Raw genomic sequence first — 22,534 nt, 5'->3', positions numbered from 1 at the left:
CTACCCCCTGCGTAGGTGGTTTAACGATGGGATCCGCGCATACCGCCCGGTAGGCGGGGTAGCGGCGCCGGGTGGCGGGTACGGCGCTCAGTCCTTGCACGATCCGCACTGTCAAGTCGACAGCGCCCATCCTGCGCGAGCGCGGGCTGGAGATCTCGCGGCGGATGTACGAGATCCTCTTCCGGAACGAGGAGATCAAGAACCTGTTCAACCAGTCCCACCACGGGCAGTCCGGCAGCCAGCCACGGGCGTTGGCAGGGGCGATCCACGCGTACGCGGACAACATCGACCGGCTCTCCGACTGCGTACCGCTGATCGAGCGGATCGCGCAGAAGCACGTCGGTCTGCACGTCCGGCCCGAGCACTACCCGTACGTCGGCCGGGCGCTGATCGGGGCGCTGATCGAGGTCCTGGAGGACGCCGCCACCTCCGACGTCATCACGGCGTGGACCCAGGCGTACGACTACCTCGCGTACACGCTGATGAGCCGGGAGCTGGAGCTCTACGACGAGCGCGCCCTCACCCCGGGCGGCTGGGTGGGCTGGCGCGACTTCACCGTCGCCAGCACGGTCGGCGAGAGCGAGACCATCAGGTCCTTCTACCTGCGCCCGTCCGACGCCGGCCCGCTGATGGAGTTCCGGCCGGGCCAGTACCTGACCGTCCGGCTGGGCGTTCCCGGCCAGGGCGACGTCCTGCGCAACTACAGCATCTCCAGTGCGCCGGGGCGCGACTACTACCGCATCTCGGTCAAGCGGGAGGGGCCACCTCCGGAGGCGCCGTACGCGCCGCCCGGCCTCGCCTCCAACTACCTGCACGAGGAGGCCGGTCCGGGCACCGTGGTGGGGGTGAGCCCGCCGACCGGTGAGTTCGTCCTCGACGAGGCGTCGGACCGGCCGGTGGCCCTGCTCAGCGGCGGCGTCGGGCTGACCCCGACGGTGTCCATGCTGGAGTATCTCGTCGACCGCGGCCCGGCGCGCGAGATCTGGTACGTGCACGCCGCGCCGGACGGTCGCCAGCACGCCATGAAGCGGCACATCCGGGACCTCGCCGCCGTGAGCAGCGCGGTCCACGCGGTCGTGTTCTACGAGCATCCCCTGCCCGAGGACGTGATCGGCCGCGACTTCGACGCGCCGGGGCGGATCGCGATGGAGTGGCTCAAGGGCGCCCTCCCGGTCGCCGACGCCGACTTCTACTTCTGCGGACCGCGCGGCTTCATGCGGATGCTCGCCATCGGCCTGCGCGCCCTCGACGTGCCGGACGAGCGCATCCACCTCGAGTTCTTCGGCCCGGCCGAGGCGCTGTACGCCTGAGCGGCGGGTGCTCGACCGGTTCGGCGCCGGCGGCGAGGCCCAGTGGGAGCTGGTGATGGCCGCGAGCGTGATCGCGACCGTACCGCTGATCCTGCTGTTCCTGGCCGCCCAGCGGTACTTCATCGAGGGCGCGAACCCGCAGCGCCGCTGAGATCTACAGGTCCCGGACCCGCCACACGTAGACGTCGGACACCCGCTCGGCCTGGACGCCGAGCAACGACGTGATCTTCGTAGCCATGTCGGCCGCGGCCGGCAGCGTCGCGTTCAGCACCACGGCGTCGGCCCGCAGGTACCGCATGTCCTCGGCGGCGCGCTGCCGCTCGGCCGGGCCGATCTCGGTGGGGCGGCCCGTCGAGATGCTCCACAGGTGGCCCTCGGTCGGCAGCAGCGGCACGTTGAAGACGCCGGTCATGTCGCGGGGCGGATCCTTGGGTACCAGCGTGAAGCCCCGGGGCACCGCGAAGGCGCCCCCGCCGGCGACGCCCCAGCGCAGCTCGGTGCGGTCGGCGTCGTCCACCGGTACCAGGGTGCGGCCCTCCCGCACGTACCCGCGCCACTCGCCGGAGGTGATGAACCGGGGCACGAACGGCCGGCTGACGGCCGGCAGCGGCCGGGGGGCCAGCGGCAGCAGGATCGCGATCGCGGCGACCGCGGCGACCGCCCGCAGCGGTACGCCCGCCTCGCGGGCCGCCGGGGCCCGGTCGACGACCCACTGGGTGGCGAACGCCAGCAGCAGGCCGATGGTGACCGCGGTGACGAGCGCGAGCCGCAACGTGATCAGGCTGTCGAAGACCGGCAGGTGGATCAGCAGCCGGTACGGGCCGGGGATACCGGTGTAATGGTCCTTCCACATGATCCGGTCGCCCAGCGAGAGCGCCGCGCAGACCGCCCCGACGAGGGCGGCGAGCCGGGCGGCCATCGACCGCCACAGCAGGACGGCGAGGCCCAGCGCGCCGAGCGCCAGCGGCCAGCCGAAGAACGCCGTCTCCTCGGCCTGGTTGGGCACGTACGCCTTGCCGGCGGTCAGGCCGCCGATGGACGAGGTCGGGAACGAGAAGTACGTGGTCAGGTCGGCGCTGTAGACCTTGATGATGCCGTGGTAGTGCCGGGGACCGAGGAACAGCATCCACAGCGGGTACGCGCAGACGACCAGTACCACGCCGACCGCGACGCCCACCCCGGTCAGGAACGGCTTCAGCGCGGCGCGGGCCTCGCGCGGGCGCATCACGGCGTACGCGACGACCATCAGGCCGCAGCCGATCGCGGCGAGGAAGAGGACCTCGAGGCCGATGAACACCTGCGCCGTCACCAGCGCGCCGAGGACGAGGCCGGTGCGCACCGAGCGCCCCGGCTCGCGCAGCCGGACGCCCGCCCAGACGATGAAGGGCACGAGGTACTGGGCGGGGATGTGGACGTGCGCGTTGCTCTCGGAGATCATCCCCGGGGAGAAGCCGCAGAACGCCGCGCCGATGAACGCGGCCGCCCGGTGGCGCACCAGGTGCCGGGAGAGCACGTGGTACCACGCGGCGGCGGTACCGGCGAGGTTGAGGGTGATGGCGACGGCGAACGTCAGCGCCGGCCCGAAGAGCAGGGTGATCGGCGCCAGGACCCAGCTCACCAGCTGGGTGGCGGCGTTGCCCATCAGGTTGATGCCCAGCGGCGCGTTCTGGCCGTGGCTGAAGAACGGGTTGCGCAGGTGGGTGAGGGCGTACGCCTGGTCGGCGTACATCCACTCGGCGAACGCCTGGTCGTTCGGGTTGAAGCCCATCACCCGGTGCAGCGGGTCGACCCACAGGTGCGCCATGACGTACAGCGCCGCCGCGACGAAGGCCGCGTACGCGAGCAGGTCGGCCCGGCGGCCCTGCGGCCAGCGCAGCCAGCGCGGAGAGGCGGCGGCCCGGGCGTCGACGGTGGGCCCGGTTGCGAGGTCCGTCGGGGCGGCGGCCACGGCTGCCAGTTTGACTATCGACAGTTTCACTGGGGTCGAGCACCTCTGTCCGTTTTGTTGCTATCCGGCGTCCGCGGCCCCGGAGGACCGCCACATCCTAATGGGGCCCGGCCGGCGGCCGCACCCGACGCGCGACAGCGAGCGTCATCGCCGCGTGACACGCGGGTGTCCGGTTGCTCCGCCCTGACGCTGTCGGCGCCGGGGGAGCCCGTAGCATGGCCGACCGTAGTCAGGGTTGCAGGTGGGCCGTCGATCGGAGAGAACGGTGGCGATGGACAAGACCGATCTGACGCTGTCGGTCGTCATCCCCATGTACAACGAGGAGGCCGTCATCGGCCTGCTCGCGGGCCGGCTGCGGCCGGTGCTCGACGGCCTGAACGAGCCATACGAGGTGGTCGCGGTCGATGACGGCAGCTCCGACACGACCTTTCCCACCCTGGTCGGGCTGCGGCGCTCCTGGCCCCAGCTGCGCGTGGTGCGGCTGCGGCGAAACAGCGGGCACCAGGCGGCCCTGACCGCCGGCCTGTTCCGCGCCCGCGGGGCGTACGTGGTCAGCATCGACGCCGACCTGCAGGACCCGCCGGAGAAGATCCCGGAGATGCTGTCCCTGGCCCGGGAGAAGCAGCTCGACATCGTCTACGGCGTGCGCAACGACCGGACCACGGACACCCGCTTCAAGCGGTGGACCGCCTCCGGCTACTACCGGATGATGCGCCGCCTGGTCGGCAACGGCGTCCCGTCGAACGCGGGGGACTTCCGACTGCTCAGCCAGGCGACGATCGACGTTCTTCGGCAGTTGCCCGAGCGGACCGGCGTGCTGCGGCTGCTGGTGCCGTGGGTCGGCTTCCCCAGCGGCGAGGTGGTGTACGCGCGAGAGGAGCGGGCGGCCGGGCGGACCAAGTACCCGCTGCACAAGATGCTGCTGCTCGCCGCCGACAGCGTCACCAGCTTCTCCGCCGCGCCGCTGCGCATCGCGACCCTGCTGGGCATCGGTGGCGTGGTCCTGTGCACGGCCCTGGCGGTGATCGGCTTTTTCGCCTACCTGACGAGTTCGACCGTCTCGGGCTGGGCGTCACTGTACGTGGCCGTCCTGTTCCTCGGTGCGGTCCAACTGCTCTGCCTCGGTCTGCTCGGCGAGTACGTCGGCCGGATCTACACCGCCGTGCAGGGGCGCCCGAGCTACTTCATCGGCTACGACTCGGCCGAGGAGGAGCCGACGCAGGCGGAGCCGGTGCTGTCCGGACCCGGCGGTACCGGGCGATGAGCGCGCCGGCGACGCCGGAGCTCGCCGAGCGGCCCGGTGTCCCCCCGGCCCGGCTGAGCGGCCGATCGCCGTCGCTGCCGGCGCGGTGGGCGCCGTTCGCCGCCGGGCTGGCCGTCACGGTGGCGATTCTGCTGTACGCCGACACCGGCGTGGTCGACCTGGCCCGGTACGCGGGCTACGCGGTGCTGACGGTGGCCCTGCCCGGCACCCTGCTCTACCGCGCGCTGCGCCGGACCCCGCACACGTTCGTCGAGGACGTGGCGATGGGCACCGCCCTCGGCCTCACCCTGGAGTTGGCGGCCTGGGCCGTCTTCTCCGCGCTCGACCTGCGCGCCGCGGCCTGGCTGTGGCCGCTGGCGGTCGTCGTGCCGTTCCTCGCCGTGCCCCGGCTGCGCCAGCACTGGCGGGTACGCGGCTACGCGCCCACCCCGCTGGGCTGGTCGTGGTCGGTCGCCGGCGTGGTCGCCTTCTTCACCTGGTACCTGTCCCAGGTCTTCCTGCTGCGCAACCCGATCCTGCCGACCTCGGAGACGACCCGGCAGTACGTCGACCTGCCGTACCAGCTCTCGCTGGCCGGTGAGGCAAAGCACCACCTGCCGCTCGGCCTGCCCCAGGTGGCCGGCGAGCCGCTGTACTACCACTGGTTCGGCTATGTCCATATGGCGATGACCAGCCTCGTCGGCCACATCGACCTGCCTGTGGTGGCGCTACGGCTGGCGGTACCCGCGCTGAGCGTGGCCGCGATCGTGCTCTCCGCGGTCGTCGGCTGGCGGGTGAGTGGCCGGCCGTACGTCGGCGTGATCACCGCGGTGCTCTTCTGGGTGGTGGGCGAGGTCAACTTCACCACCTCGATGAGCCAGCCGTTCGGTACCCAGGTGACCCTGGTCGTCTGGCACGGCATGTCGATGATCTACAGCTGGGTGCTGCTCATCGCCCTGATCGGGGTGCTCGGGGAGATCGTCGGCCGGGCAGACGGAAACCCGGTGCCGGCGCTCGGGCGCGGCGCGTACGTGATGGCCGCGCTGCTGCTGGTCGCCTCCAGCGGCGCCAAGGCCAGCTCGTTGCCGGTCACGGTGGCGGCCCTGGCGTTCGCCGGGGCGGTCCTGCTGGTGACACGGCGGCGCATCCCCTGGGGCGTCGTCGCCGCCGGGGCGCTGGCCGGGGTCGCGCAGCTGTTCGCCATGGCGGTGCTGTTCAACTTCCAGACGTACGGGCTGTCGCTGGCGCCGCTGGGCAACATCAAGTGGTTCTGGTACCCGATGGGCGAGCCCCGCCCGGCCTGGAAGCAGCTGCTGGTCGAGGGCGGGGTCTTCGCGGCTTTCCTGATCAACATGCAGGCTCGGGTCGCCGGCGTCGCGGTGGTGCTGGCGCGCCGCCGGCTCGCCCCGGTGCAGTGGCTGCTGCTGGGTGGGGCGCTCGCGGGGCCGGCGTTGTACCTGACCCTCGGCAGCATCAACGCCCAGTACTTCACGCGGGCCGGCTTCACGTTCGGCGTCATCCTGTCCGCCTGGGGGTACGTGCTGCTCGCCGAGCGGGCCGGGCTGTCCGCGCGGGGCCGCGCGATCCTCGGTGCCACCGCGGCCGCGGTGGCCGTGGCGCTGGTCGCCGCCCAGTTGCGGTACGCCGGGCCGACGCCGACCGGGCGCTTCTACAGCCCGCTGGTACCGATCGCGACGTGGTCGCTGGCCCTCGCCGCAGCCGGGCTGGTCGCCACGGTCGGCTGGCTGGTGCTGCGGCACTGGGTACGCCCGCTGCGTGGCAAGGGCGTCCTGGTCGCCCTCACCATGGTCTTCGTCGCGGGCGCCCCCGGCCTGGTGGTGGACGCGTACGCCACCGGCCGGGCGGTCAACGGCGACGCCCAGGTCCTGCCCCTGCCCGAGCTGCCCCGCTCGCGCGTCGACGCCGCCCGCTGGGTACGCGGCCACAGCGGTACCGGGGACACCCTGGCGACCAACGTGCACTGCCTGGAGGGGGCCGGCGACACCTGCGACAGCCGCTCGTTCTGGCTGAGCGCCTACGCGGAGCGTGAGGTACTGGTCGAGGGCTGGCGGTTCGCGCCGCGGATGGCCGCGTCGCCGACCCTGGTCGTGCCGTTCTGGGACCAGCCGCTGCTCGCGCTCAACGACGCGGCGTTCACCGCCCCGACCCCCGAGGTGCTCGGCCGGCTGCGGGACGAGCACCACGTACGCTGGCTGGTCGCCGACCGCCGGGTGGGTACGGTCTCGCCGCTGCTCGGCACGCTCGCGACGCCGCGCTACGACAACGGCCGGGTCGCGGTCTTCGAACTGCGCTGACCTCTTCCGTGATCCGCCTCTTCCCCCCGATCGCCGCGCTCATTCCTGAATGCAGCTGTTTACCTGTGACGACACCGGGTACCAACAATATTGATCTTCTCGAACTGGAGGTGTCCGATGCCCGCCCGTAAGGAAATGCCGAGCACCCTCAAGCGCTCACCCAAGAAGGCCCAGGACACCTGGGCGAAGACCCACGACTCGGCCGTCGAGGAGTACGGCGAGGGCGAGCGCGCGCACCGTACGGCGTTCGCGTCGCTCAAGCACTCCTTCGAGAAGGTGGGCGACCACTGGGAGGCCAAGGGCTCCAAGGGGCCCAGCGACTCGCAGGCGGCCAAGAAGGGCCCGTCCCCCGCCGGTGAGACGGCGGAGGGGGTCAACGCGAACGCCACCAAGACCCACCTGATGGAGGTCGCGCGCAAGCTCGACATCCGCGGTCGCTCCACCATGGACAAGGGCGAGCTGGTACAGGCGATCAAGAAGGCCAACCGCAGCGCCACCCGGAAGGCGCGGTCCTAGTACCGACGTTCGGGCCCCCTTGTCCGTACCCGAGCATTCTGAGTCGAGCATTTACACCTGCGCTGGTACGTGCTGTCCTCAGTGCACCGTTCCATTCGCCGTCATCGATCCCATAAGGGTCGGTCATGTCGATACCCCCCGGAGCGGTGCGCGGACTCCCGTACCGGAGGTGCACCCATGCGTCGACGACATGTCCTGGCAACCCTGGTGGCGGCGGGCGCGGCCGTCGCCCTCGTGATCGGGCCGCAGATGCCCAGCGCCGTCGCGGACTCCACCCAACTGTTCGTCTACCGGGTCCCGGCGACCTCCGAGGCGGCGGCGCAACGCCTGCTCGACCACGGCTTCGACGTGCTCGAGAACCGCAGCGGAACCGACCTGTTCGTGCTCGGCGACGAGGCGACCGCCGCCCGGCTGCGCGGCGCGGGCTTCCGGCCGGCGGTGAGTGAGAAGCTTCAGCCCACCACGTGGAAGGCGCCGTCCACCCGGCTGGTACCGGACGCCGCCGCTCCGGTCGTCGCCCCCGTCGACGAGACGTACTACGGCGGGTACCACACCGTCCGCGCCCAGCATGCGCACCTCGACCAGGTCGCCGCCAACCGCCCGGACCTGGCCACGGTCGTCGACTACGGCGACTCGTACCTCAAGACCCGCAACCCGGCGACCGGCTACGACCTGAAGGCGATCTGCCTGACCCGCAAGCTGAGCGGCGACTGCTCGCTGACCCCAAGCGCGCCGAAGCCCAGGTTCCTGCTGATGACCCAGATCCACGCCCGTGAGATCGTCACCGGGGACATCGCCTGGCGGTTCATCGACCACCTGGTGAACGGCTACGGCTCCAACGCCCAGGTGACGGCGCTGCTCGACAGCACCGAGGTCTGGGTCGTGCCGATCGTCAACCCCGACGGGGTCGACCTGGTGCAGCAGGGCGGCAACCGGCCGTACCTGCAACGCAAGAACCTCAACGGGGCGGCCGGCTGCGCCAACCCGCCGACCAGCTCCAACCAGGTCGGCGTCGACCTGAACCGCAACACCGCCAACCACTGGGGTACCTCCGGCGTCAGCTCCAGCCGCTGCGCGCAGACCTACCCCGGTACCAGCGCCGACAGCGAGCCGGAGACGAAGGCGATCAACAACCTCTTCCGCCGGTTGTACGCCGACCAGCGCGGCCCGAACGACAGCGACGCGGCGCCGGCCACCACGCGGGGCGCGATGATCAGCCTCCACTCGTACGCCGGCATGAACCTGTTCCCGTGGGGCTGGAGCACCCGCGACTCGGCCAACGACGCGGCCCTGCGCCGGATCGCGGCCCAGATGAGCCAGTACAACGGATACCAGTACGGGCAGCCGGGCGAGATCCTCTACAACGCCTCGGGTACCAGCGACGACTGGTCGTACGGTGAGCTCGGCATCGCCAGCTTCACCACCGAGCTCGCCAGCTGCGGCAGCTTCACCCCGGCGTACTCATGCACCACGACCGACTGGAACAAGAACCTGCCGGCGCTGATGTACGTGGCAGGCAAGGCGAAGGCGCCCTACCAGCCGTGACCGCCGACGCCCGGCCGGCAGCGTGGACACACCACGAAGCCGGCCGGGCGGAAGGCTCACATCGGCTCGGGCGCCTCGTCGGGCTCCGGCCCGGGGTGCGGGGAGCCCATCTGCTTCGGCGTCGGCGCCTGGTCCGGGTCCGGCGAGTCCGGGTGGCCTTCGAACCCCGAGCCGCCGCTGCTGCTGCCCGACGCGCCGCCGGCCATACCGGCCGCGTCCTCGGTGACGATGTCCGACGTGGCGATCGCCTCCTGCAGGGCGGTGTTGGGCTTCGGCTCCACCCTCGTGTCGGCCGTGGTGGCCGGCGTGACATCGGCGTCCTCGGGTATCCCGTGCCGCCTGCTCTCCTTGTCCTGTGTCAACGCAAACACCCCGTCATCGGCAAGACCCCGTCATCGCAAACGGGCAACCTACCCGGGCCGGGCCCGGCTAACCATCTGCCGGCGTACCAGCGCGCCCGCTGCGACGAGCGCGCCGGCGGTCGCGGCGCGGCGCACCGTGGTACGGCGCCGGCCGCCCCAGCCGCCGTCGAGGTTCTCGGTGTCCGGCCACGGCTGGAAGAGGTTGCCGTCGTGGATCGGCGTCGGCTCGCGGGACAGGTGGGTACGGTCGACGTAGTACGCGAGGAGCCGTTCGACCAGGCCCGGGGCGAGCTTGGACAGCACCCGCAGGAGCCAGCCGGCCGGGCCGACGATCACCTCGCGGCGCGGTACCCGTACCAGGTTCACGACGGCGCGCGCCACCCGCTCCGGCGGGTACACGGGGGGCATCGGTCGCACCTTCCGCTCGGTGTAGTTGGCCGCGTGGTCGTAGAACGGGGTGTCGATCGAGGCGGGCAGGACGGTGCAGACGCGGACCCCGCGGGCGCGGTCGAGCCGCAGCTCCTGGCGCAGGCTGACGTCGAGGGCGCGGATCGCCGCCTTGGACATCACATACGGGTGGTTGTACGGCGTCGGGGCGAACGCGGTGACCGACGAGATGTTGATCAGTATGCCGGACTCCTGCGCGCGCATCTGCTCCAGCGCGGCCCGGCTGCCGTAGACGTACCCCATGATGTTGACGTCGATGACACGCCGGGCGTCGGCCATGGGCAGCCGCAGGAACGGGCTGAAGATGCCGAGCACGGCGGCGTTGACCCAGACGTCGATGCGGCCGAACCGGTCGAGGGTGCGGTCGCGTACCTCGGCGACGACGGCCTCGTCGCTGATGTCACCGGCTACCGACAGCGTCCGGGCGCCCCGGTCGGCGCACTCGCGCTCGGCCTCGGCGAGCGGCTGCGGTGCCCGGGCGGTGAGTACGACGTCCGCGCCGGCGTCGGCGAAGGCCAGCGCGGTGGCCCGGCCGATGCCGCTGGAGGCGCCGGTGACGACCACGACCGCGTCCCTGACTCGCATGGTGGGCGCCTACCCCGGGACCCCACACTCTCCCGTGATCACCGAGAGTTTATGGCGCGATGGCACCCCAGAGCCTCGGTGATCACGGGGAGAGCGACGCGTCAGCTCGCGGAGACCGACGCGAGGTAGGCGGCGGCCTTGTCGGGCGCCATGAACCAGTGCTGGTAGTCGTTCGGGTCGGAGAAGCCGTTGGCGAACCGGCGTGCGATGGTCGGGTTGCCGGCGGCGGCGCCCAGGATCTGCTGTACGTGCTCGGGCAGCGGCTGGAGCATCGCGTTGGTCCAGTCGACCACCGCCCGGCCGGTGCCCTCCCAGAACAGCTCGAAGGTCTGCTCCATCCAGGACCGGTCGAACGGCTGGTCGCCGTGGGCCAGGATGGACTGGAGGTACGAGTACGCGCACTTCGCGGCGGTGTTGCTGCCCTGGCCGGTGATGGGGTCGTTGGCGACCACGACGTCGGCCATGCCCAGGGCGAGGCCGCCGCCGGGAAGGTCGGCCACGGGGCGGCGCACGGTCGGCGTGTACCGGCCGGACAGGGTGGCCCGCCCGTCGGTCAGCTCCACGTCGAGGGCCCGCTCGTAGATCCACGGGGTGTACCGGCGCATCAGGTCGAGGGTGCGCTTCAGATGCTCGGCCGGGTCCAGGCGCTCCTTGAACTGGTCCAGCGGGCCGTCCGGGACGGTCTCCCAGAACAGGATCTCGCACGGCCCGGACAGGGTGTAGCTGGGCATGACGAACAGCTCGCCGAGCCCGGGTACCGCGTTGAAGCTGACCTGGTGCACCGGCCAGGTCGGATCCGGCGTCATGCCGTGCACGTACGCCACCGCCAGGCCGCGCTGCGGTGCGGTGTACGGCGAGCGGTCCGGGTCGCGGTCGAACGCGCTGACCAGGTCGCCCTTGCCGGCGGCCACGATGGTGAGGTCGTAGCGCCCCATGGTGGTCAGCCCGTCCAGGTCGGCCGTGGTGACGCCCTGGTAGTGGACGGTGCCGCCGCGCTGCTCGAACAGTTCCAGCCAGGCGGCCATCTTGACGCGCTGGTCGGTGCTCTGCGCGTACGCGTCGAGCGGGCAGGGGATGCGCAGGGCGCGCTCGCCGGGCGGGGCGGACAGCGACACGTGCAGCCCCTCGATCCGCGGGGTCTCGTCCTCCCAGAGGTTCAGGCCGTACTTGCGCTCGCTCTGCAGTGCCACGTCGAACATGGCCTGGGTGCTCATCACCCAGCCACGGCGGATCTCGTCGGGGGTACGGGCGGACATGATGGTGACGTCGTACCCCTCGGCGAGCAGGCTCAGCCCGAGTTGGAGCCCGGACTGCCCGGCGCCGACGATCAGAATTCTGCGCATTCCATCTCCTGGGGGGTGGTTCTTGCTAACGGGCGGTGAGGGCGCCCGTGGCCGATCCTGCGGTACGCCGCATGGTGTGTTCGACGACCGCCATCAGCGCCCGGGCGACCGACGACGGGTCCCGGGCATCGCAAGTTATCAATGGTATGTCGGGGGAGAGGGCCAGCGCCTCGCGGATCTCCTCGAGGTCGTGTGTCAGCACGCCGTCGAACAGGTTGACGCAGACCACGAAGGGCACGTCGCTGTCCTGCTCGAAGTAGTTCATCGCCGCGAACGACGCGTCCAGGTGCCGGGTGTCGCAGAGTACGAGCGCGCCGACCGCGCCCCGGCACAGGTCGTCCCACATCGGCCAGAACCGCGCCTGGCCTGGCGTACCGAACAGGTACAGCACCAGGTCCTGGCCGATCGTCAGCCGGCCGAAGTCCATCGCCACGGTCGTCGTGGTCTTGTCGATGCCCGGATCCAGCCGGTCCACCGGTTCGCTGGCCGCGGTCATCCACGCCTCGGTGTTGATCGGCGGGATCTCGGAGATGGAGCCGACACAGGTGGTCTTGCCGACCCCGAAGCCACCGGCGATGACGATCTTCGCGGAGGTCAGCATGGTGTCAGGCGAGCTGGCGGAGGCCATCGCGGAGTCTCTCCAGGAGGCGGAAGTCGAACGGGGAACTGTACGGGTCGACGTGGACGACGAGCCGGTCGGTGGCGACGAGGTCGTCGACGACGACCCGGGTCACGCCGAGTGGCATTCCGGAGCAGGCCGACAGCTCGGCGACGGACTTGACCTCGCGGGCGTTCTCGTACAGAGATCGCGTCTCGGGCAGCAGGCTCGCCGCGAAGACCGCGTCGTAGGACGGCGCGGACACCAGCGTGTGGATGAGCAGGGGTTGTCGGGTGCGGGTGCGTCCGCCGGTCAGGACGTAGGGCCGCACCTTCCAGTGCGTGGTGGCCACGGTGGTTCGCTCCTTGGCTTCGGTCTGCGGATTCGGCCTGCTCAGCGGTGCTGCTGGCTGGCGGTGATCCGGTGCAGCTCGTGACGCACCGCGGGGGTGAGGACGTGCCCGACGGCACCGACGAACTGGTTCATGTGGTACGCGACGACCCGCAGGTCGCAGCCGACCGCGGCGGCGACGGCCAGGCCCGCCGATTCGCCGACCCGCATGAACAGCAGGTGCCCGCGCGGCAGCCGGATCGTCATGTACTCGGAGGAGCCCAGATCGAGGAGGGCCGAGCTGCGGTCGGCCATGCTGAGCAGCCCGGCTGTGAGCGCGGCGAGCTGGTCGCCCAGATCGCGGGGGACCATCCGGGACGCGGCGAGCTGCAGGCCGTCCAGGGAGACGATCAGCGCGTGGGTGACGCCGGGTACCTCGTCGGCGAACTGCCGGACGAGCCACGCGCAGTCCTGCGGTCCGCGGACCGGCGCCGGGTGGGCGGACGCACCGCTGCTGTAGGGGATCATCAGGGGTGTCCTTCGGCTTGCTCGTCGGGGGAGGGCAGTTGAGCGTCGGAGGTGCCGGCGGCCGCACCGTTGATGCCGGCGGCGAAATCGTTGATGCCGGCGGCGAAGTCAGCGGTCTCGTCGGGCCATGCGTCCCGGTCCAGTTCGGACGCCGGCGGGGTGCGGAACTCCGGCGAGATGCGGGACTCGGGGATGGCGGGCGGGAACGGGTGGACCGCGCCGGGCTGCTGCCCGGACTCGCCGCGCAGGCTCTCGCGTACGCGGCGGGGCAGGCCAGCGCCGGTGACGAGGTCCCGCCTGCCGTGGCGGCCGCCGTCCTCGGGCGGCTGCCCGTTGACCAGCATGAGATGCGAGGGTGGCGGCGCCTGGTACGGGCTGCCGCTGGTCGGCATCCGGTGGGCGGGCCTCGCCGTACGGGGCACGTCGCGAACGGGCACGTCGCGAACGGGTACGTCGCGCACGGGCGCCGGACCCGGACCGGGCACCGGCGCGGCGGCCGGGGCGACCTCGCACAGCAGGGCGTCGGGGATCAGTACGGTCGCGGTCGTCCCGCCCGTCTGCCGGTTGGTGAGGTGGACCCGCAGTCGGTTGGCGAGCGCCAGTCGCGACACGACGACCAGGCCCAGGTGTGCGGCGAGGTCCCCGTGGAGCGGTGGCGGCACGGAGCCGGCGAGCATCGCGTTGAGCGCGGGTAGCTGGTCGGGCTTGATGCCGACCCCGGAGTCCTCGATCCGCAGCAGCACGCTGCCCTGTTCGGTGAGGTACGCCGACACGATCACGTTCGAGGTCGGTGGGGAGAACCGGGTCGCGTTGTCGAGCAGTTCGGTCAGGACCCGGATCACGTCGTCGGCGGCGAACTCCACCACGGCCAGGTCGACGGTACGTCCGACGTGGACACGCGAGTAGTGCTCGATCGCCGAGGTAGCGGCCCGGACCGCGTCCACCAGCGACGTCACCTGGCTGCCCGCGTCGTCGACCCTGCGGCCCAGCAGGACCTGGAGGTTCTCCGCCTGCCGCCGGATCCGCGTGTTCGCGTGGTCGATCCGGTACAGCTTCTCCAGCCGCTCCTCGTCCTGCTCCTCGGACTCGGCCGCCTCCAGGTGACTGCCCATCTGGTACGCCGTGGCGAGTACGCGCAGCGCGAACTGCTCACAGATCGCGGGCCACAGGTTCTGGGCGCGGTCGTCGTGCGGGCGGGGCGGCGGCGCATCGATCACGCGGGGCGAAGGCATCGGCTCGAGGGTCGGGTCCAGCCGGCGGGCCATCCGCTGGCGCCACGTGAGTCGCCGGCTCATCGGGTGGCCTCGACGTGCATAACGGTTTGTTTCATGGTGTTACGGACCTGTACCCGATCACGTGCTCTGACACGATCATGAAGTCAACCACCGTGACCCGTCGATGGCAATGCGTCATGATCCACTTGCGGCCGGTATCGCCGCAGGTCAGTCGGTTGCCCGGGTCGCCGGGCTACTGTGGCCTTTGCCATAGGATGAATCTGTGCCGCGACCTGTCGACTCCCGTGGCGCGCTTTGGTATGGGAGACCCGCTCGGAGTTGAGTCGAAAGCGTTGCGGCGCCTAGGTATCCGTACTCAGGCGCGCGCTCCGCGACAACCGGCACGCTGTCGGCATGTCCACACCGATACAGCGCAAGACCACGACGGCCTTCTTCGTGCAGGCGGGCCTGTCGTTCGGGGTTTCCGTGGCGGCGGTGGCGACGGGCGCCGCGGGACGGTCAGGCCCGGCAGATGATTTCGCCGTGCGCCAGCGAGAACCAGCCGTCGTCGTCGGCGGCCCAGGTCCGCCAACCGTCCGAGATGCGGTCCAGATCATCCATTGTGGCCGCTCCGGACGCGAGGGCCTGCCGGGCCATGTCGGACTTCAGGATCCGCTCGGCCCACATCCCGCCCCACCAGCTGCGGTCTGAGGGGGTGGCGAAGCACCAGGTCGACGACGTCGCGGTGACGTCGGCGAACCCGGCGGCGTGCGCCCAGGCCAGCATCCGCCGGCCGGCGTCCGGCTCGCCGCCGTTGGCCCGGGTGACCCGCTGGTACAGGTCCATCCACTCGTCCAGCTCCGGCACGCCCGGGTACCAGGCGAACGCCGCGTAGTCGCTGTCGCGGGCCGCCACGACGCCGCCCGGCCGACACACCCGACGCATCTCGCCCAGCGCCCGCACCGGGTCGGCGACGTGCTGGAGGACCTGGTGGGCGTGCACGACGTCGAACGTGTCGTCGGGGAAATCCAACGCGTGCACATCGGCGACGACGAAGTCGATGTTCGAACGGCCGCGCGCGGTCGCCTCGGCCCGGGCCAGTTCGAGGGCGTCGGCGGTCACCTCGACCGCGGTGACCCGGCCGGGCGCGACGCGGGCGGCCAGGTCAGCGGTGATGGTGCCCGGTCCGCAACCGACGTCGAGCACAGACGCTCCGGGCGTCAGGTGCGGCAGGAGGTACCCGGCCGAGTTCTCGGCGGTGCGCCACCGGTGCGAGCGCAGCACGGACTCGTGGTGTCCATGGGTGTAGACGGCGTGCATCGTGGTGCTCCTCGTCGAGTCGGTCCGATGCCTCGACGGTAGCAGCCGTGTTCCGATTATTGGGACAGCAATCTCTCTATATAGGATCAGCACGTGCTGCGGTACAGGTACTGCGCGACCTTCGGGTCGTTCAGGTTGTCCTTGGTGACCTCGACGAGCTGGGTGCTGATCCGGGCCTGTACCGGCTTGCCGTCCAGCGCGTTGACCGCCTGCCGTACCCCCTGCCGGCCGATGTCGAGCGGCTCCTGGCTGATCAGCGCCTGGATGGCGCCCGCCTTCAGTGCCTCGACCTGGGCGGGGCTCGCGTCGAACTCGACGAGCTTGACCGCACCGGTCCGGCCGGCCGACTTGAGCGCGCTGGCGGCGCCCTCGCCGGTCACCAGGTTGGCGGCGAAGATCCCGGCGAGGTCGGGGTGGGCGGCCAAGGTCGCCGAGACCACCGCCTGGGCCTTCGCGGCGTCGTCTCCCGGATACTGCTCGGAGATGAGCGCGACGCCGGGATGGGCGGCCAGTTCGGCCTTGAAGCCCGCCACCCGGTCGTCGGTGGTGGCGATGCCGCGGGCCGGGGCGAGTACCAGTACCTTGCCCTTGTCGCCCACGAGCCGGGCCAGCGACTTCGCGCCGAGGTGGCCGCCCAGCCGGTTGTCCGAGGCGACCCGCGACAGTCCGAGGGAGGTGTCGGACAGCTCGGTGTCGACGAAGATCACCTTGCTGCCGCTGCCGGCGAGCAGTCGGACCGGGCCGGCCATCGCCTCCTTGTCGACGGGCGCGATGAGCACCGCGTCCGGGCGCTTGGCGGTCACCGCGTTCGCCACCGTGGTCTGCTGGGCCACGTCCCACTTCGCGGCGGCGGTCACCTCGAGGTCCACGTCCAGCGTGGCGGCCTCGTCCTTCGCCCCGCAGTACATCGAGGTGTAGAACGGCTCGTTGGCCACGCCCTGGATGAGGGTGATCTTCTTCTTCCCGCTGCCGCCGCTGCCGCCGCTGTCGTCGGCGTTGCCGCAGCCGGCCACGGTTGACGCGGCCACGGCCAGGACGGCGACGGCGAGGGTGGCCAGGGTTCGGTTGGTCCGCATGGCCCCTCCTTAACTATTCAGACCTTCTGCTGGAGCGGTCGACTCAGTCCCGGTCCCGCAGTCGGCGCCGCAACTGGTCGAAGAAGACGGCGACGACGAGGACCGCACCGACCGCGACGAACAGCCAGAACTGCTGCACGCCGAGGATGATCAGGCCGTCGTTGACGACGACCGGGATGAGGACGCCCACGACGGTCCCGGCGATGGTCCCGGAGCCGCCGAACAGGCTGGTACCACCGAGGACGGCGCCCGCGATGGCGCTCAGGTTGTCCTCGGTGTGGCTGGCGATGGTGGTGCTCGAGAACTTCGCCAGGTTGAGCACTCCCGCCACACCGGCCAGCAGGCCGGACAGCGCGTACACCCGGATCAGGTGCCGGTCGACCCTGATCCCGACCCGCCGGGCGGCCTCGGGGTTGGAGCCGACGGCGTACGTGTGCCGCCCGAACCGGGTGGCGGCCAGCAGCCAGCCGAAGACCACGGCGACCGCCGCGGCCACCAGCGCGAGGACCGGGAGTTGGCGGGCGATCAGGTGGTTGCCGACGACGTCGGTGAGCCGGCGGGGAGCGCCGAGGTCGGAGCCGTCCGTGGCGACCTGGGCCAGCCCCAGCGCCATGCCCAGCGTCCCGAGCGTGGCGATCAGCGGCGGGATCCGTCCCTTGGTGACGAGCAGGCCGTTGACCAGGCCCCAGCCGGTGCCTGCCGCCACGCCGGCCACCGAGCCGAGCGCGATGACGGTCCAGTCGGCGTCGGCGGCGCCGTTCGCGGCCATCACCTTCGCCGCCACGACGCCGGAGAAGACCAGGACCGAGCCGACCGACAGGTCGATGCCCCCGGTGATGATGACGAAGGTCATGCCCACCGCCAGCACCACCGGGATGGCCGCGTTGATGAAGATGGTGCGGATGTTGAACGGGCCGGCGAACGCCTCCGGCCGCAGGGCGGCGAAGACCGCCGCCAGGCCGACCAGGACACCGAGCGTCCAGACCACATTGGTACGCGCCAGCCGCGCCAACCGGCCGCGCTGCCCGGCCGGCCCGACCGGCTCGATGTCCGCAACGGACGGCCGCGTCATGGCGGGTCCTCGGTCGTCACGGCGCCGGTCATCGCGCGTACCAGGTCCTTCACGGAGGCGTCGGCGCTGGCGTACCGGGCCACCCGCCGGCCCAGCCGCAGCACCTCGACCCGGTCGGCGACGGCCAGCACCTCGGGCAGGTTGTGGCTGATCAGTACGACGGCGACGCCCCGGTCCCGGACCCGACGGATGACGTCGAGTACCTGGCGGCGCTGCACCACGCCGAGCGCGGCGGTGGGCTCGTCCATGAACACGACCCTGGTCGCCCAGGCCACCGCGCGGGCCACCGCCACGCACTGCCGCTGCCCACCGGAGAGCGACCGGACCGGTACGGTCACGTCCGGCAGTGTGATCCGCAGGCTCCGGAACGCCTCGACCGCGCCGGCGCGCATCGCGTCCTTGTCGAGCATGCCGAGCCAGCCCAGCGGCGGCCGGCGCAGCGTCTCCCGGCCGAGGTGCAGGTTCGCCGCGGCGTCGAGGTCGTACGCGAGCGCCAGGTCCTGGTACACGGTCTCGATGCCGAGCCGTTGGGCGTCAAGCGGGTCGCGCAGGTCGAGCGGTTCGCCACCCAGGGTCATCGAGCCGGCGTCGGGCCGCAGGGCGCCGGAGAGCACCTTCACGAGGGTGCTCTTGCCGGCGCCGTTGTCGCCGATCAGGGCGACGACCTCACCGGCGTAGGCGTCGAACGCCGCACCGCGGAGGGCCTGTACGTGGCCGAAGCGCTTGACGACGCCGGCGGCGGACAGCAGCGCGGGCGATGGCGGATCCGGCACGCACACCACCTCGCGTCCCCGAGCGACGACGTTATCCGTTGGTCATCTACCCATGTCGATCAGTTGTTGTCAATCGGTCGCTGGCGCAGCAGGGACAGGAACGCCGTGAACAGGTCCGGCACGTCGATCTCGTCCGGCTGGAGCAGCCACTGCAGGTGCAGGCCGTCCAGGACGGCGATGGTCAGGGCGGCGGCCTGTTCGGAAGTGAGTTGCCCGCGTCGTTTGAACTCGGCCTCCAGTGCCCGCGCCGCGCCCTTCCGGAATTCGGCGTACCGCTCGACGAAGAAGGCCCGGGCGGGGTGGTCGGAGGTGACGCTCTCGGCCGCGAGGACGGCGAGCGCCCGGACGGCGTCGGGCCGGGACGCGTTGTACTCGATCACCTCGGCCAGCCGGTCCAGTGACGTCTCGGTGGCCGTGGTGGCAGTGGGGCCGGTGAACAGTCGCCCGGCGTCGATCTTCTCGTACATCTGGAGTACGCCGGCGAGCAGCGCCTCCTTGCCGGGGAAGTGGTGCAGCAGCCCCGGCTGGCTCAGCCCGGCACGGTCGGCGACGGCGGCCAGCGAGGTGCCCCGGTAGCCGCGCTCGGCGAACAGTGCGAAGGCGGCGCGGAGGATCTCGTCGCGCCGGTCGGGCGAGCGCCAGGTGCGACGCTGCTCCGCCCGGGGCGGGTCGGGCTCGGCCATCGGGCGTCCTCCGGGATCTTGTCAGGTCACGGGATCTTGGCAGGTCACGGGATCTTGGCAGGTCAACGGAGGGGAGCCTAGCTGGTCGATGAGATAACGGACAGGTAACGTTGCCGACCTACTACTCGGTAGTTCGCGCGGTCGCCTGGCGTCGCGCGGTTTTTCGGGCCGTTGCCCGGCCGTCGACGAGCGCCCACCGCGCCGGCGCCGCCGGGGCCCGGCGCTGGTCGACAGGGAGGTCGGCTGTGTCACTAAGGTCCACGACGGCTGCGGAGAGTGTTGTCCCCGCACCGCGCACGCCCGCGCATGACGCGGGCGTTTCACTCGCTCCCGCGGGTGCCGATCCCGCTCCCGCGCGCATGCCTCTCGGTCTGATCAGCCGGTTCACCCTGGCCAGCTTCGCCACCTGGCTCGCGCTGCTCACCCCGGTGGTGGTCACCCTGGCGCTGCGCGTACAGCAGATCGACCCGGCCAACAAGGAGCGCAGCCTCGGCCTGATCCTCGGCGTCGGCGCGTTCCTGGCCACGGTCGCCAACCCGCTGATCGGCCGCCTGTCCGACCGGACCATGTCCCGGTTCGGCCGCCGCCGGCCGTGGATGATCGGCGGCGCCCTCGGCGGCTTCGTCGGCCTGGCGATCATCGCCACCGTGCCGTCCATCCCGGCGATCATGGTCGGTTGGGCCATCTCCCAGCTCGCCTTCAACGCCCTGCTCGCGGCGCTCACCGCGACCATCCCGGACCAGTTCTCCGTCGCGCACCGGGGTCGGGTCTCCGGCCTGTTCGGGCTCACCATCCAGGGCTCGCTCATGCTCGGCGCCTTCGTCGCCTCGGCCTTCGTCACCCGGCCGGTGCTCCAGTTCCTGGTCCCGGCGACCATCGCCATCGCGGCGGTCGGCCTGTTCTGCGTCCGACTGCCGGACCGCCCGCTCACCCGCCGCCCGGCGCCGTTCTCGGTCCGCGAGTTCCTGGGCAGCTTCTGGGTCAACCCCAAGGCGCACCCCAACTTCGGGTGGGCCTGGATGACCCGCTTCCTGGCCCTGTTCGGCACCGCCATCCCACAGGCCTACCTGGTCTACTTCCTGCCGGACCGGCTCGGCACCAGCCCCGACAGGGTGGCCGGTCAGGCCGCCGCGCTGATCATGATCTCCTCGCTGTGCACCGTGGCCGTCGCCGGCCCGGGTGGGTGGCTGTCGGACCGGATGGGACGCCGCAAGCCGTTCGTCGTCGGCGCCGCCGTGCTGATCGGGGTCGGACTGTTCCTGATCGCGACCGGGCCCACGTTCGCCGCGCTCGCGGTCGCGGAGGTCGTCTTCGGCCTCGGCAACGGCCTGTTCCTCGCCGTGGACCTGGCCCTGATCACCCAGGTCCTGCCCGACCCGGAGACGGTCGGCAAGGACCTCGGCGTCATCAACATCGCCAACGCGCTGCCGCAGTCGCTCGCCCCCGCGATCGCCCCCGCCGTTCTGATGATGGGCGGCTATACGCTGCTGTTCAGCATCGCGGCGATCAGCCTCCTCCTCGCCGCCATCCTGGTCACCCGGATCAAGGGAGTGCGATAGCGGTGTCGGCTTGCGGTGAGAGGCGTACTCCGAAGATCCGGTCCTGACCGGCGGGATCGGCGCCGCCGGCGCGTGGGCCGACCCCGTGAGTTAGTCGTTTCCTGGCGGGGGTAACCGCGACGGGACGACCGGAGGGGGTTCGGCTTGGCCACGCCCAGGATCGTGATCGTCGGCGCCGGGTTCGCCGGCTACCACGCCGCCCGTACGCTGTCGCGGCTGGCGGGTGGCAGGGCCGAGATCGTGGTGATCAACCCGACCGACTACTTCCTGTACGTGCCGATGTTGCCGGAGGTCGCCGCCGGGCTGCTCGAACCGCGCCGGGTCACGGTCTCGGTACCCGACACCCTGCCGGGCGTACGCCTGGTCCTCGGGGAGGTCGACGAGGTGGACCTCGCCGGCCGGCAGGTCGGGTGGACCGACCCCGAGGGCGGGCGCGGCCGGATGGGGTACCACCGGCTGGTCCTCGCCGCCGGCAGCGTCAACAAGCTGCTGCCGATCCCGGGCGTGACCGAGCACGCGCACGGCTTCCGGGGCCTGCCGGAGGCGCTGTACCTGCGCGACCACGTCACCCGCCAGTTCGAGCTGGCCGACGACGCCGACGACCCGCGCGAACGCGAGGCCCGGACCACGTTCGTGGTGGTCGGCGCCGGGTACACCGGCACCGAGGTCGCCGCGCAGGGCGTGCTCTACGCCGACCTGCTCCACGAGCGCCATCCCCGGCTGGGGGACCGGCGACCACGCTGGCTGCTGCTGGACGTGGCGCCGCGGGTGCTGCCCGAACTGGACGAGCGCCTGTCCCGCGCCGCCGACCGGGTGCTGCGCGAGCGGGGGGTCGACGTCCGGCTGGGCGTGTCCGTCGCCGAGGCCACCCACGAGGGGGTACGGCTGACCGACGGCTCCTTCGTGCCCACCCGCTCCCTCATCTGGTGCGTGGGGGTACGCCCGGACCCGCTCGTCGACGTGCTCGGCCTGGCGACGGTCAAGGGGCGGCTGGTCGTCGACGAGTACCTCAACGTGCCCGGACACCCGGACGTGTACGCCTGCGGCGACGCCGCCGCGGTACCGGACCTGACCCGGTCGGGCGAGGTCACGCCGATGACGGCGCAGCACGCGCAGCGCCAGGGCACGCAGGTCGCGTACAACATCGCCGCGTCGTACGGCCTGGGCCGCCGCGCGCCCTACCGCCACCGCGACCTCGGCTTCGTCGTGGACCTCGGCGGTACCGACGCCGTCGCCAACCCGCTCGGCGTGCCGCTGTCCGGGCTGCCGGCCAAGGTGGTGACCCGTGGCTACCACCTGCTGGCGCTGCCGGGAAACCGCACCCGTACCGCCGCCGACTGGCTGCTCAACGCCGTACTGCCGCGCCAGGCCGTGCAGTTGGGCCTGGTCCGGTCGCCGGCCGTACCGCTGGAGCACGCAGCGCCGGAGGTCGCGGCCCAGCGCCGGTGAGGCGTTTCAGGACAGGAACGCCGTCGTCGGTGAGGGCGGTGATCCGGCGTAGCCGGGCCAGGTCGTTGTCGCTGTACCGGCGGGAACCGCCCTCCGTGCGGGACGGGCTGATCAGCCCGGCCCGGTCGTAGCCGCGCAGCGTGTTGGCGCTGATGCCGGTCAGCTCGGTCACCACCGAGATCGGGTACAGCCCCTGATCGGGGCCGGTGCCGAAGCCTCCCGCCGGTCCGAGGTTCGTGCTTGACAACGACATGACTTCGTTGTAAACGGTCAGATAACTTGAGTCAACGCGACTCAACCCAGGACCGGTGTGAGGAG

General features: G+C 71.5%; 22 protein-coding genes. 8 read left to right on the top strand and 14 right to left on the bottom strand.

The window, feature by feature from the left end; all coding sequences use genetic code 11:
- Positions 1 to 71: 71 nt before the first annotated feature.
- Together hmpA and Pme01_RS27470 are read left to right on the top strand one after the other, a co-directional pair.
- Positions 72 to 1,310, top strand: coding sequence for an NO-inducible flavohemoprotein (gene hmpA / locus Pme01_RS27475; protein ID WP_168117426.1), 1,239 nt, complete (start codon positions 72 to 74; stop codon positions 1,308 to 1,310).
- Positions 1,311 to 1,317: 7 nt separating this feature from the next.
- On the top strand, positions 1,318 to 1,461 hold the full coding sequence (locus Pme01_RS27470; protein ID WP_203935911.1) for a hypothetical protein: 144 nt from the start codon (positions 1,318 to 1,320) through the stop codon (positions 1,459 to 1,461).
- A 3-nt stretch (positions 1,462 to 1,464) separates the two neighbouring features.
- On the opposite strand, the gene Pme01_RS27465 is transcribed toward Pme01_RS27470, so the two are convergent.
- Complete coding sequence (locus tag Pme01_RS27465) at positions 1,465 to 3,288, bottom strand: hypothetical protein (protein ID WP_168117427.1); 1,824 nt, start codon at positions 3,286 to 3,288, stop codon at positions 1,465 to 1,467.
- 241 nt (positions 3,289 to 3,529) lie between these two features.
- On the opposite strand from Pme01_RS27465, the gene Pme01_RS27460 reads away from it, so the two are divergent.
- The 4 genes from Pme01_RS27460 to Pme01_RS27445 all read left to right on the top strand — a co-directional run bounded on the left by Pme01_RS27460 (position 3,530) and on the right by Pme01_RS27445 (position 8,877).
- Positions 3,530 to 4,522, top strand: a complete 993-nt coding sequence (locus tag Pme01_RS27460; RefSeq protein ID WP_168117428.1) for a glycosyltransferase family 2 protein — start codon at positions 3,530 to 3,532, stop codon at positions 4,520 to 4,522.
- Positions 4,519 to 6,816, top strand: a complete 2,298-nt coding sequence (locus Pme01_RS27455) for a hypothetical protein (protein ID WP_168117429.1) — start codon at positions 4,519 to 4,521, stop codon at positions 6,814 to 6,816. The genes Pme01_RS27460 and Pme01_RS27455 overlap by 4 nt, the downstream gene beginning before the upstream one ends.
- 117 nt (positions 6,817 to 6,933) lie before the next feature.
- Positions 6,934 to 7,332, top strand: a complete 399-nt coding sequence (locus Pme01_RS27450) for a ChaB family protein (RefSeq protein ID WP_168117430.1) — start codon at positions 6,934 to 6,936, stop codon at positions 7,330 to 7,332.
- Positions 7,333 to 7,509: 177 nt separating this feature from the next.
- Positions 7,510 to 8,877, top strand: a complete 1,368-nt coding sequence (locus tag Pme01_RS27445) for a M14 family zinc carboxypeptidase (RefSeq protein ID WP_168117431.1) — start codon at positions 7,510 to 7,512, stop codon at positions 8,875 to 8,877.
- Positions 8,878 to 8,933: 56 nt separating this feature from the next.
- Here the strand turns inward: Pme01_RS27445 and Pme01_RS27440 are convergent, their stop codons facing one another.
- The 12 genes from Pme01_RS27440 to Pme01_RS27385 form a co-directional block, all read right to left on the bottom strand.
- Positions 8,934 to 9,239: a hypothetical protein gene (locus tag Pme01_RS27440; RefSeq protein WP_168117432.1), complete on the bottom strand. Its 306-nt coding sequence runs from the start codon at positions 9,237 to 9,239 to the stop codon at positions 8,934 to 8,936.
- Positions 9,240 to 9,287: 48 nt separating this feature from the next.
- Entirely contained in the window at positions 9,288 to 10,271 is a 984-nt protein-coding gene (locus Pme01_RS27435) for an SDR family oxidoreductase (RefSeq protein ID WP_168117433.1), read from the bottom strand.
- 101 nt (positions 10,272 to 10,372) lie between these two features.
- Positions 10,373 to 11,614, bottom strand: coding sequence for a styrene monooxygenase/indole monooxygenase family protein (locus Pme01_RS27430; protein ID WP_168117434.1), 1,242 nt, complete (start codon positions 11,612 to 11,614; stop codon positions 10,373 to 10,375).
- A 25-nt stretch (positions 11,615 to 11,639) separates the two neighbouring features.
- Entirely contained in the window at positions 11,640 to 12,242 is a 603-nt protein-coding gene (locus Pme01_RS27425) for a GTP-binding protein (protein WP_203935910.1), read from the bottom strand.
- Positions 12,220 to 12,564 carry a DUF742 domain-containing protein gene (locus Pme01_RS27420; RefSeq protein ID WP_168117435.1) on the bottom strand — a complete coding sequence of 115 codons (345 nt, stop codon included), beginning with the start codon at positions 12,562 to 12,564 and terminating at the stop codon, positions 12,220 to 12,222. Before Pme01_RS27420 ends, Pme01_RS27425 begins: the two co-directional genes overlap by 23 nt.
- Positions 12,565 to 12,605: 41 nt before the next feature.
- The gene (locus tag Pme01_RS27415) at positions 12,606 to 13,070 is read right to left on the bottom strand and encodes a roadblock/LC7 domain-containing protein (RefSeq protein WP_168117436.1); all 465 of its coding nucleotides are present in this window, start codon (positions 13,068 to 13,070) and stop codon (positions 12,606 to 12,608) included.
- The gene (locus Pme01_RS27410; RefSeq protein WP_168117437.1) at positions 13,070 to 14,365 is read right to left on the bottom strand and encodes a sensor histidine kinase; all 1,296 of its coding nucleotides are present in this window, start codon (positions 14,363 to 14,365) and stop codon (positions 13,070 to 13,072) included. Before Pme01_RS27410 ends, Pme01_RS27415 begins: the two co-directional genes overlap by 1 nt.
- A 438-nt stretch (positions 14,366 to 14,803) precedes the next feature.
- Positions 14,804 to 15,604: a methyltransferase domain-containing protein gene (locus Pme01_RS27405; RefSeq protein ID WP_168117438.1), complete on the bottom strand. Its 801-nt coding sequence runs from the start codon at positions 15,602 to 15,604 to the stop codon at positions 14,804 to 14,806.
- 86 nt (positions 15,605 to 15,690) lie between these two features.
- Positions 15,691 to 16,680, bottom strand: coding sequence for an ABC transporter substrate-binding protein (locus Pme01_RS27400; protein WP_168117439.1), 990 nt, complete (start codon positions 16,678 to 16,680; stop codon positions 15,691 to 15,693).
- Positions 16,681 to 16,723: 43 nt separating this feature from the next.
- Positions 16,724 to 17,752, bottom strand: a complete 1,029-nt coding sequence (locus Pme01_RS27395) for an ABC transporter permease (protein ID WP_168117440.1) — start codon at positions 17,750 to 17,752, stop codon at positions 16,724 to 16,726.
- The gene (locus tag Pme01_RS27390; protein WP_239088500.1) at positions 17,749 to 18,525 is read right to left on the bottom strand and encodes an ATP-binding cassette domain-containing protein; all 777 of its coding nucleotides are present in this window, start codon (positions 18,523 to 18,525) and stop codon (positions 17,749 to 17,751) included. The genes Pme01_RS27395 and Pme01_RS27390 overlap by 4 nt, the downstream gene beginning before the upstream one ends.
- Positions 18,526 to 18,584: 59 nt before the next feature.
- Complete coding sequence (locus Pme01_RS27385) at positions 18,585 to 19,208, bottom strand: TetR/AcrR family transcriptional regulator (RefSeq protein WP_168117441.1); 624 nt, start codon at positions 19,206 to 19,208, stop codon at positions 18,585 to 18,587.
- A gap of 359 nt (positions 19,209 to 19,567) precedes the next feature.
- Here Pme01_RS27385 and Pme01_RS27380 point away from each other — a divergent pair, with 359 nt between their 5' ends.
- Positions 19,568 to 20,767 (top strand): MFS transporter, encoded by a 1,200-nt coding sequence (locus Pme01_RS27380; protein WP_168117442.1) that lies wholly within the window; start codon positions 19,568 to 19,570, stop codon positions 20,765 to 20,767.
- A 144-nt stretch (positions 20,768 to 20,911) separates the two neighbouring features.
- Positions 20,912 to 22,216 carry an NAD(P)/FAD-dependent oxidoreductase gene (locus Pme01_RS27375; protein ID WP_168117443.1) on the top strand — a complete coding sequence of 435 codons (1,305 nt, stop codon included), beginning with the start codon at positions 20,912 to 20,914 and terminating at the stop codon, positions 22,214 to 22,216.
- Here Pme01_RS27375 and Pme01_RS31600 read toward each other — a convergent pair.
- Positions 22,113 to 22,469, bottom strand: a complete 357-nt coding sequence (locus tag Pme01_RS31600; protein ID WP_168117444.1) for a MerR family transcriptional regulator — start codon at positions 22,467 to 22,469, stop codon at positions 22,113 to 22,115. The two genes, Pme01_RS27375 and Pme01_RS31600, sit on opposite strands and share 104 nt — an antisense overlap.
- Between the last annotated feature and the right edge of the window lie 65 nt (positions 22,470 to 22,534).

Origin of the sequence: Planosporangium mesophilum, assembly GCF_016863255.1 — a bacterium.
GTDB classification, from domain to species: domain Bacteria; phylum Actinomycetota; class Actinomycetes; order Mycobacteriales; family Micromonosporaceae; genus Planosporangium; species Planosporangium mesophilum.
Note: the sequence above shows the minus strand (reverse complement) of the source record. Positions and strands in the feature narration are given on the sequence as shown.

Bases quoted from the DNA above. Each gene is read 5' to 3' on its own strand.
- Pme01_RS27415 (WP_168117436.1), bottom strand. From the start codon at position 13,070: ATGATCCCCTACAGCAGCGGTGCGTCCGCCCACCCGGCGCCGGTCCGC.
- Pme01_RS27395 (WP_168117440.1), bottom strand. From the start codon at position 17,752: ATGACGCGGCCGTCCGTTGCGGACATCGAGCCGGTCGGGCCGGCCGGG.
- Pme01_RS27385 (WP_168117441.1), bottom strand. From the start codon at position 19,208: ATGGCCGAGCCCGACCCGCCCCGGGCGGAGCAGCGTCGCACCTGGCGC.
- Pme01_RS31600 (WP_168117444.1), bottom strand. From the start codon at position 22,469: ATGTCGTTGTCAAGCACGAACCTCGGACCGGCGGGAGGCTTCGGCACC.
- Pme01_RS27455 (WP_168117429.1), top strand. From the start codon at position 4,519: ATGAGCGCGCCGGCGACGCCGGAGCTCGCCGAGCGGCCCGGTGTCCCC.
- Pme01_RS27460 (WP_168117428.1), top strand. From the start codon at position 3,530: ATGGACAAGACCGATCTGACGCTGTCGGTCGTCATCCCCATGTACAAC.
- Pme01_RS27450 (WP_168117430.1), top strand. From the start codon at position 6,934: ATGCCCGCCCGTAAGGAAATGCCGAGCACCCTCAAGCGCTCACCCAAG.
- Pme01_RS27400 (WP_168117439.1), bottom strand. From the start codon at position 16,680: ATGCGGACCAACCGAACCCTGGCCACCCTCGCCGTCGCCGTCCTGGCC.
- Pme01_RS27425 (WP_203935910.1), bottom strand. From the start codon at position 12,242: ATGGCCTCCGCCAGCTCGCCTGACACCATGCTGACCTCCGCGAAGATC.
- Pme01_RS27430 (WP_168117434.1), bottom strand. From the start codon at position 11,614: ATGCGCAGAATTCTGATCGTCGGCGCCGGGCAGTCCGGGCTCCAACTC.
- Pme01_RS27405 (WP_168117438.1), bottom strand. From the start codon at position 15,604: ATGCACGCCGTCTACACCCATGGACACCACGAGTCCGTGCTGCGCTCG.
- Pme01_RS27380 (WP_168117442.1), top strand. From the start codon at position 19,568: ATGCCTCTCGGTCTGATCAGCCGGTTCACCCTGGCCAGCTTCGCCACC.
- Pme01_RS27445 (WP_168117431.1), top strand. From the start codon at position 7,510: ATGCGTCGACGACATGTCCTGGCAACCCTGGTGGCGGCGGGCGCGGCC.
- Pme01_RS27410 (WP_168117437.1), bottom strand. From the start codon at position 14,365: ATGAGCCGGCGACTCACGTGGCGCCAGCGGATGGCCCGCCGGCTGGAC.
- Pme01_RS27435 (WP_168117433.1), bottom strand. From the start codon at position 10,271: ATGCGAGTCAGGGACGCGGTCGTGGTCGTCACCGGCGCCTCCAGCGGC.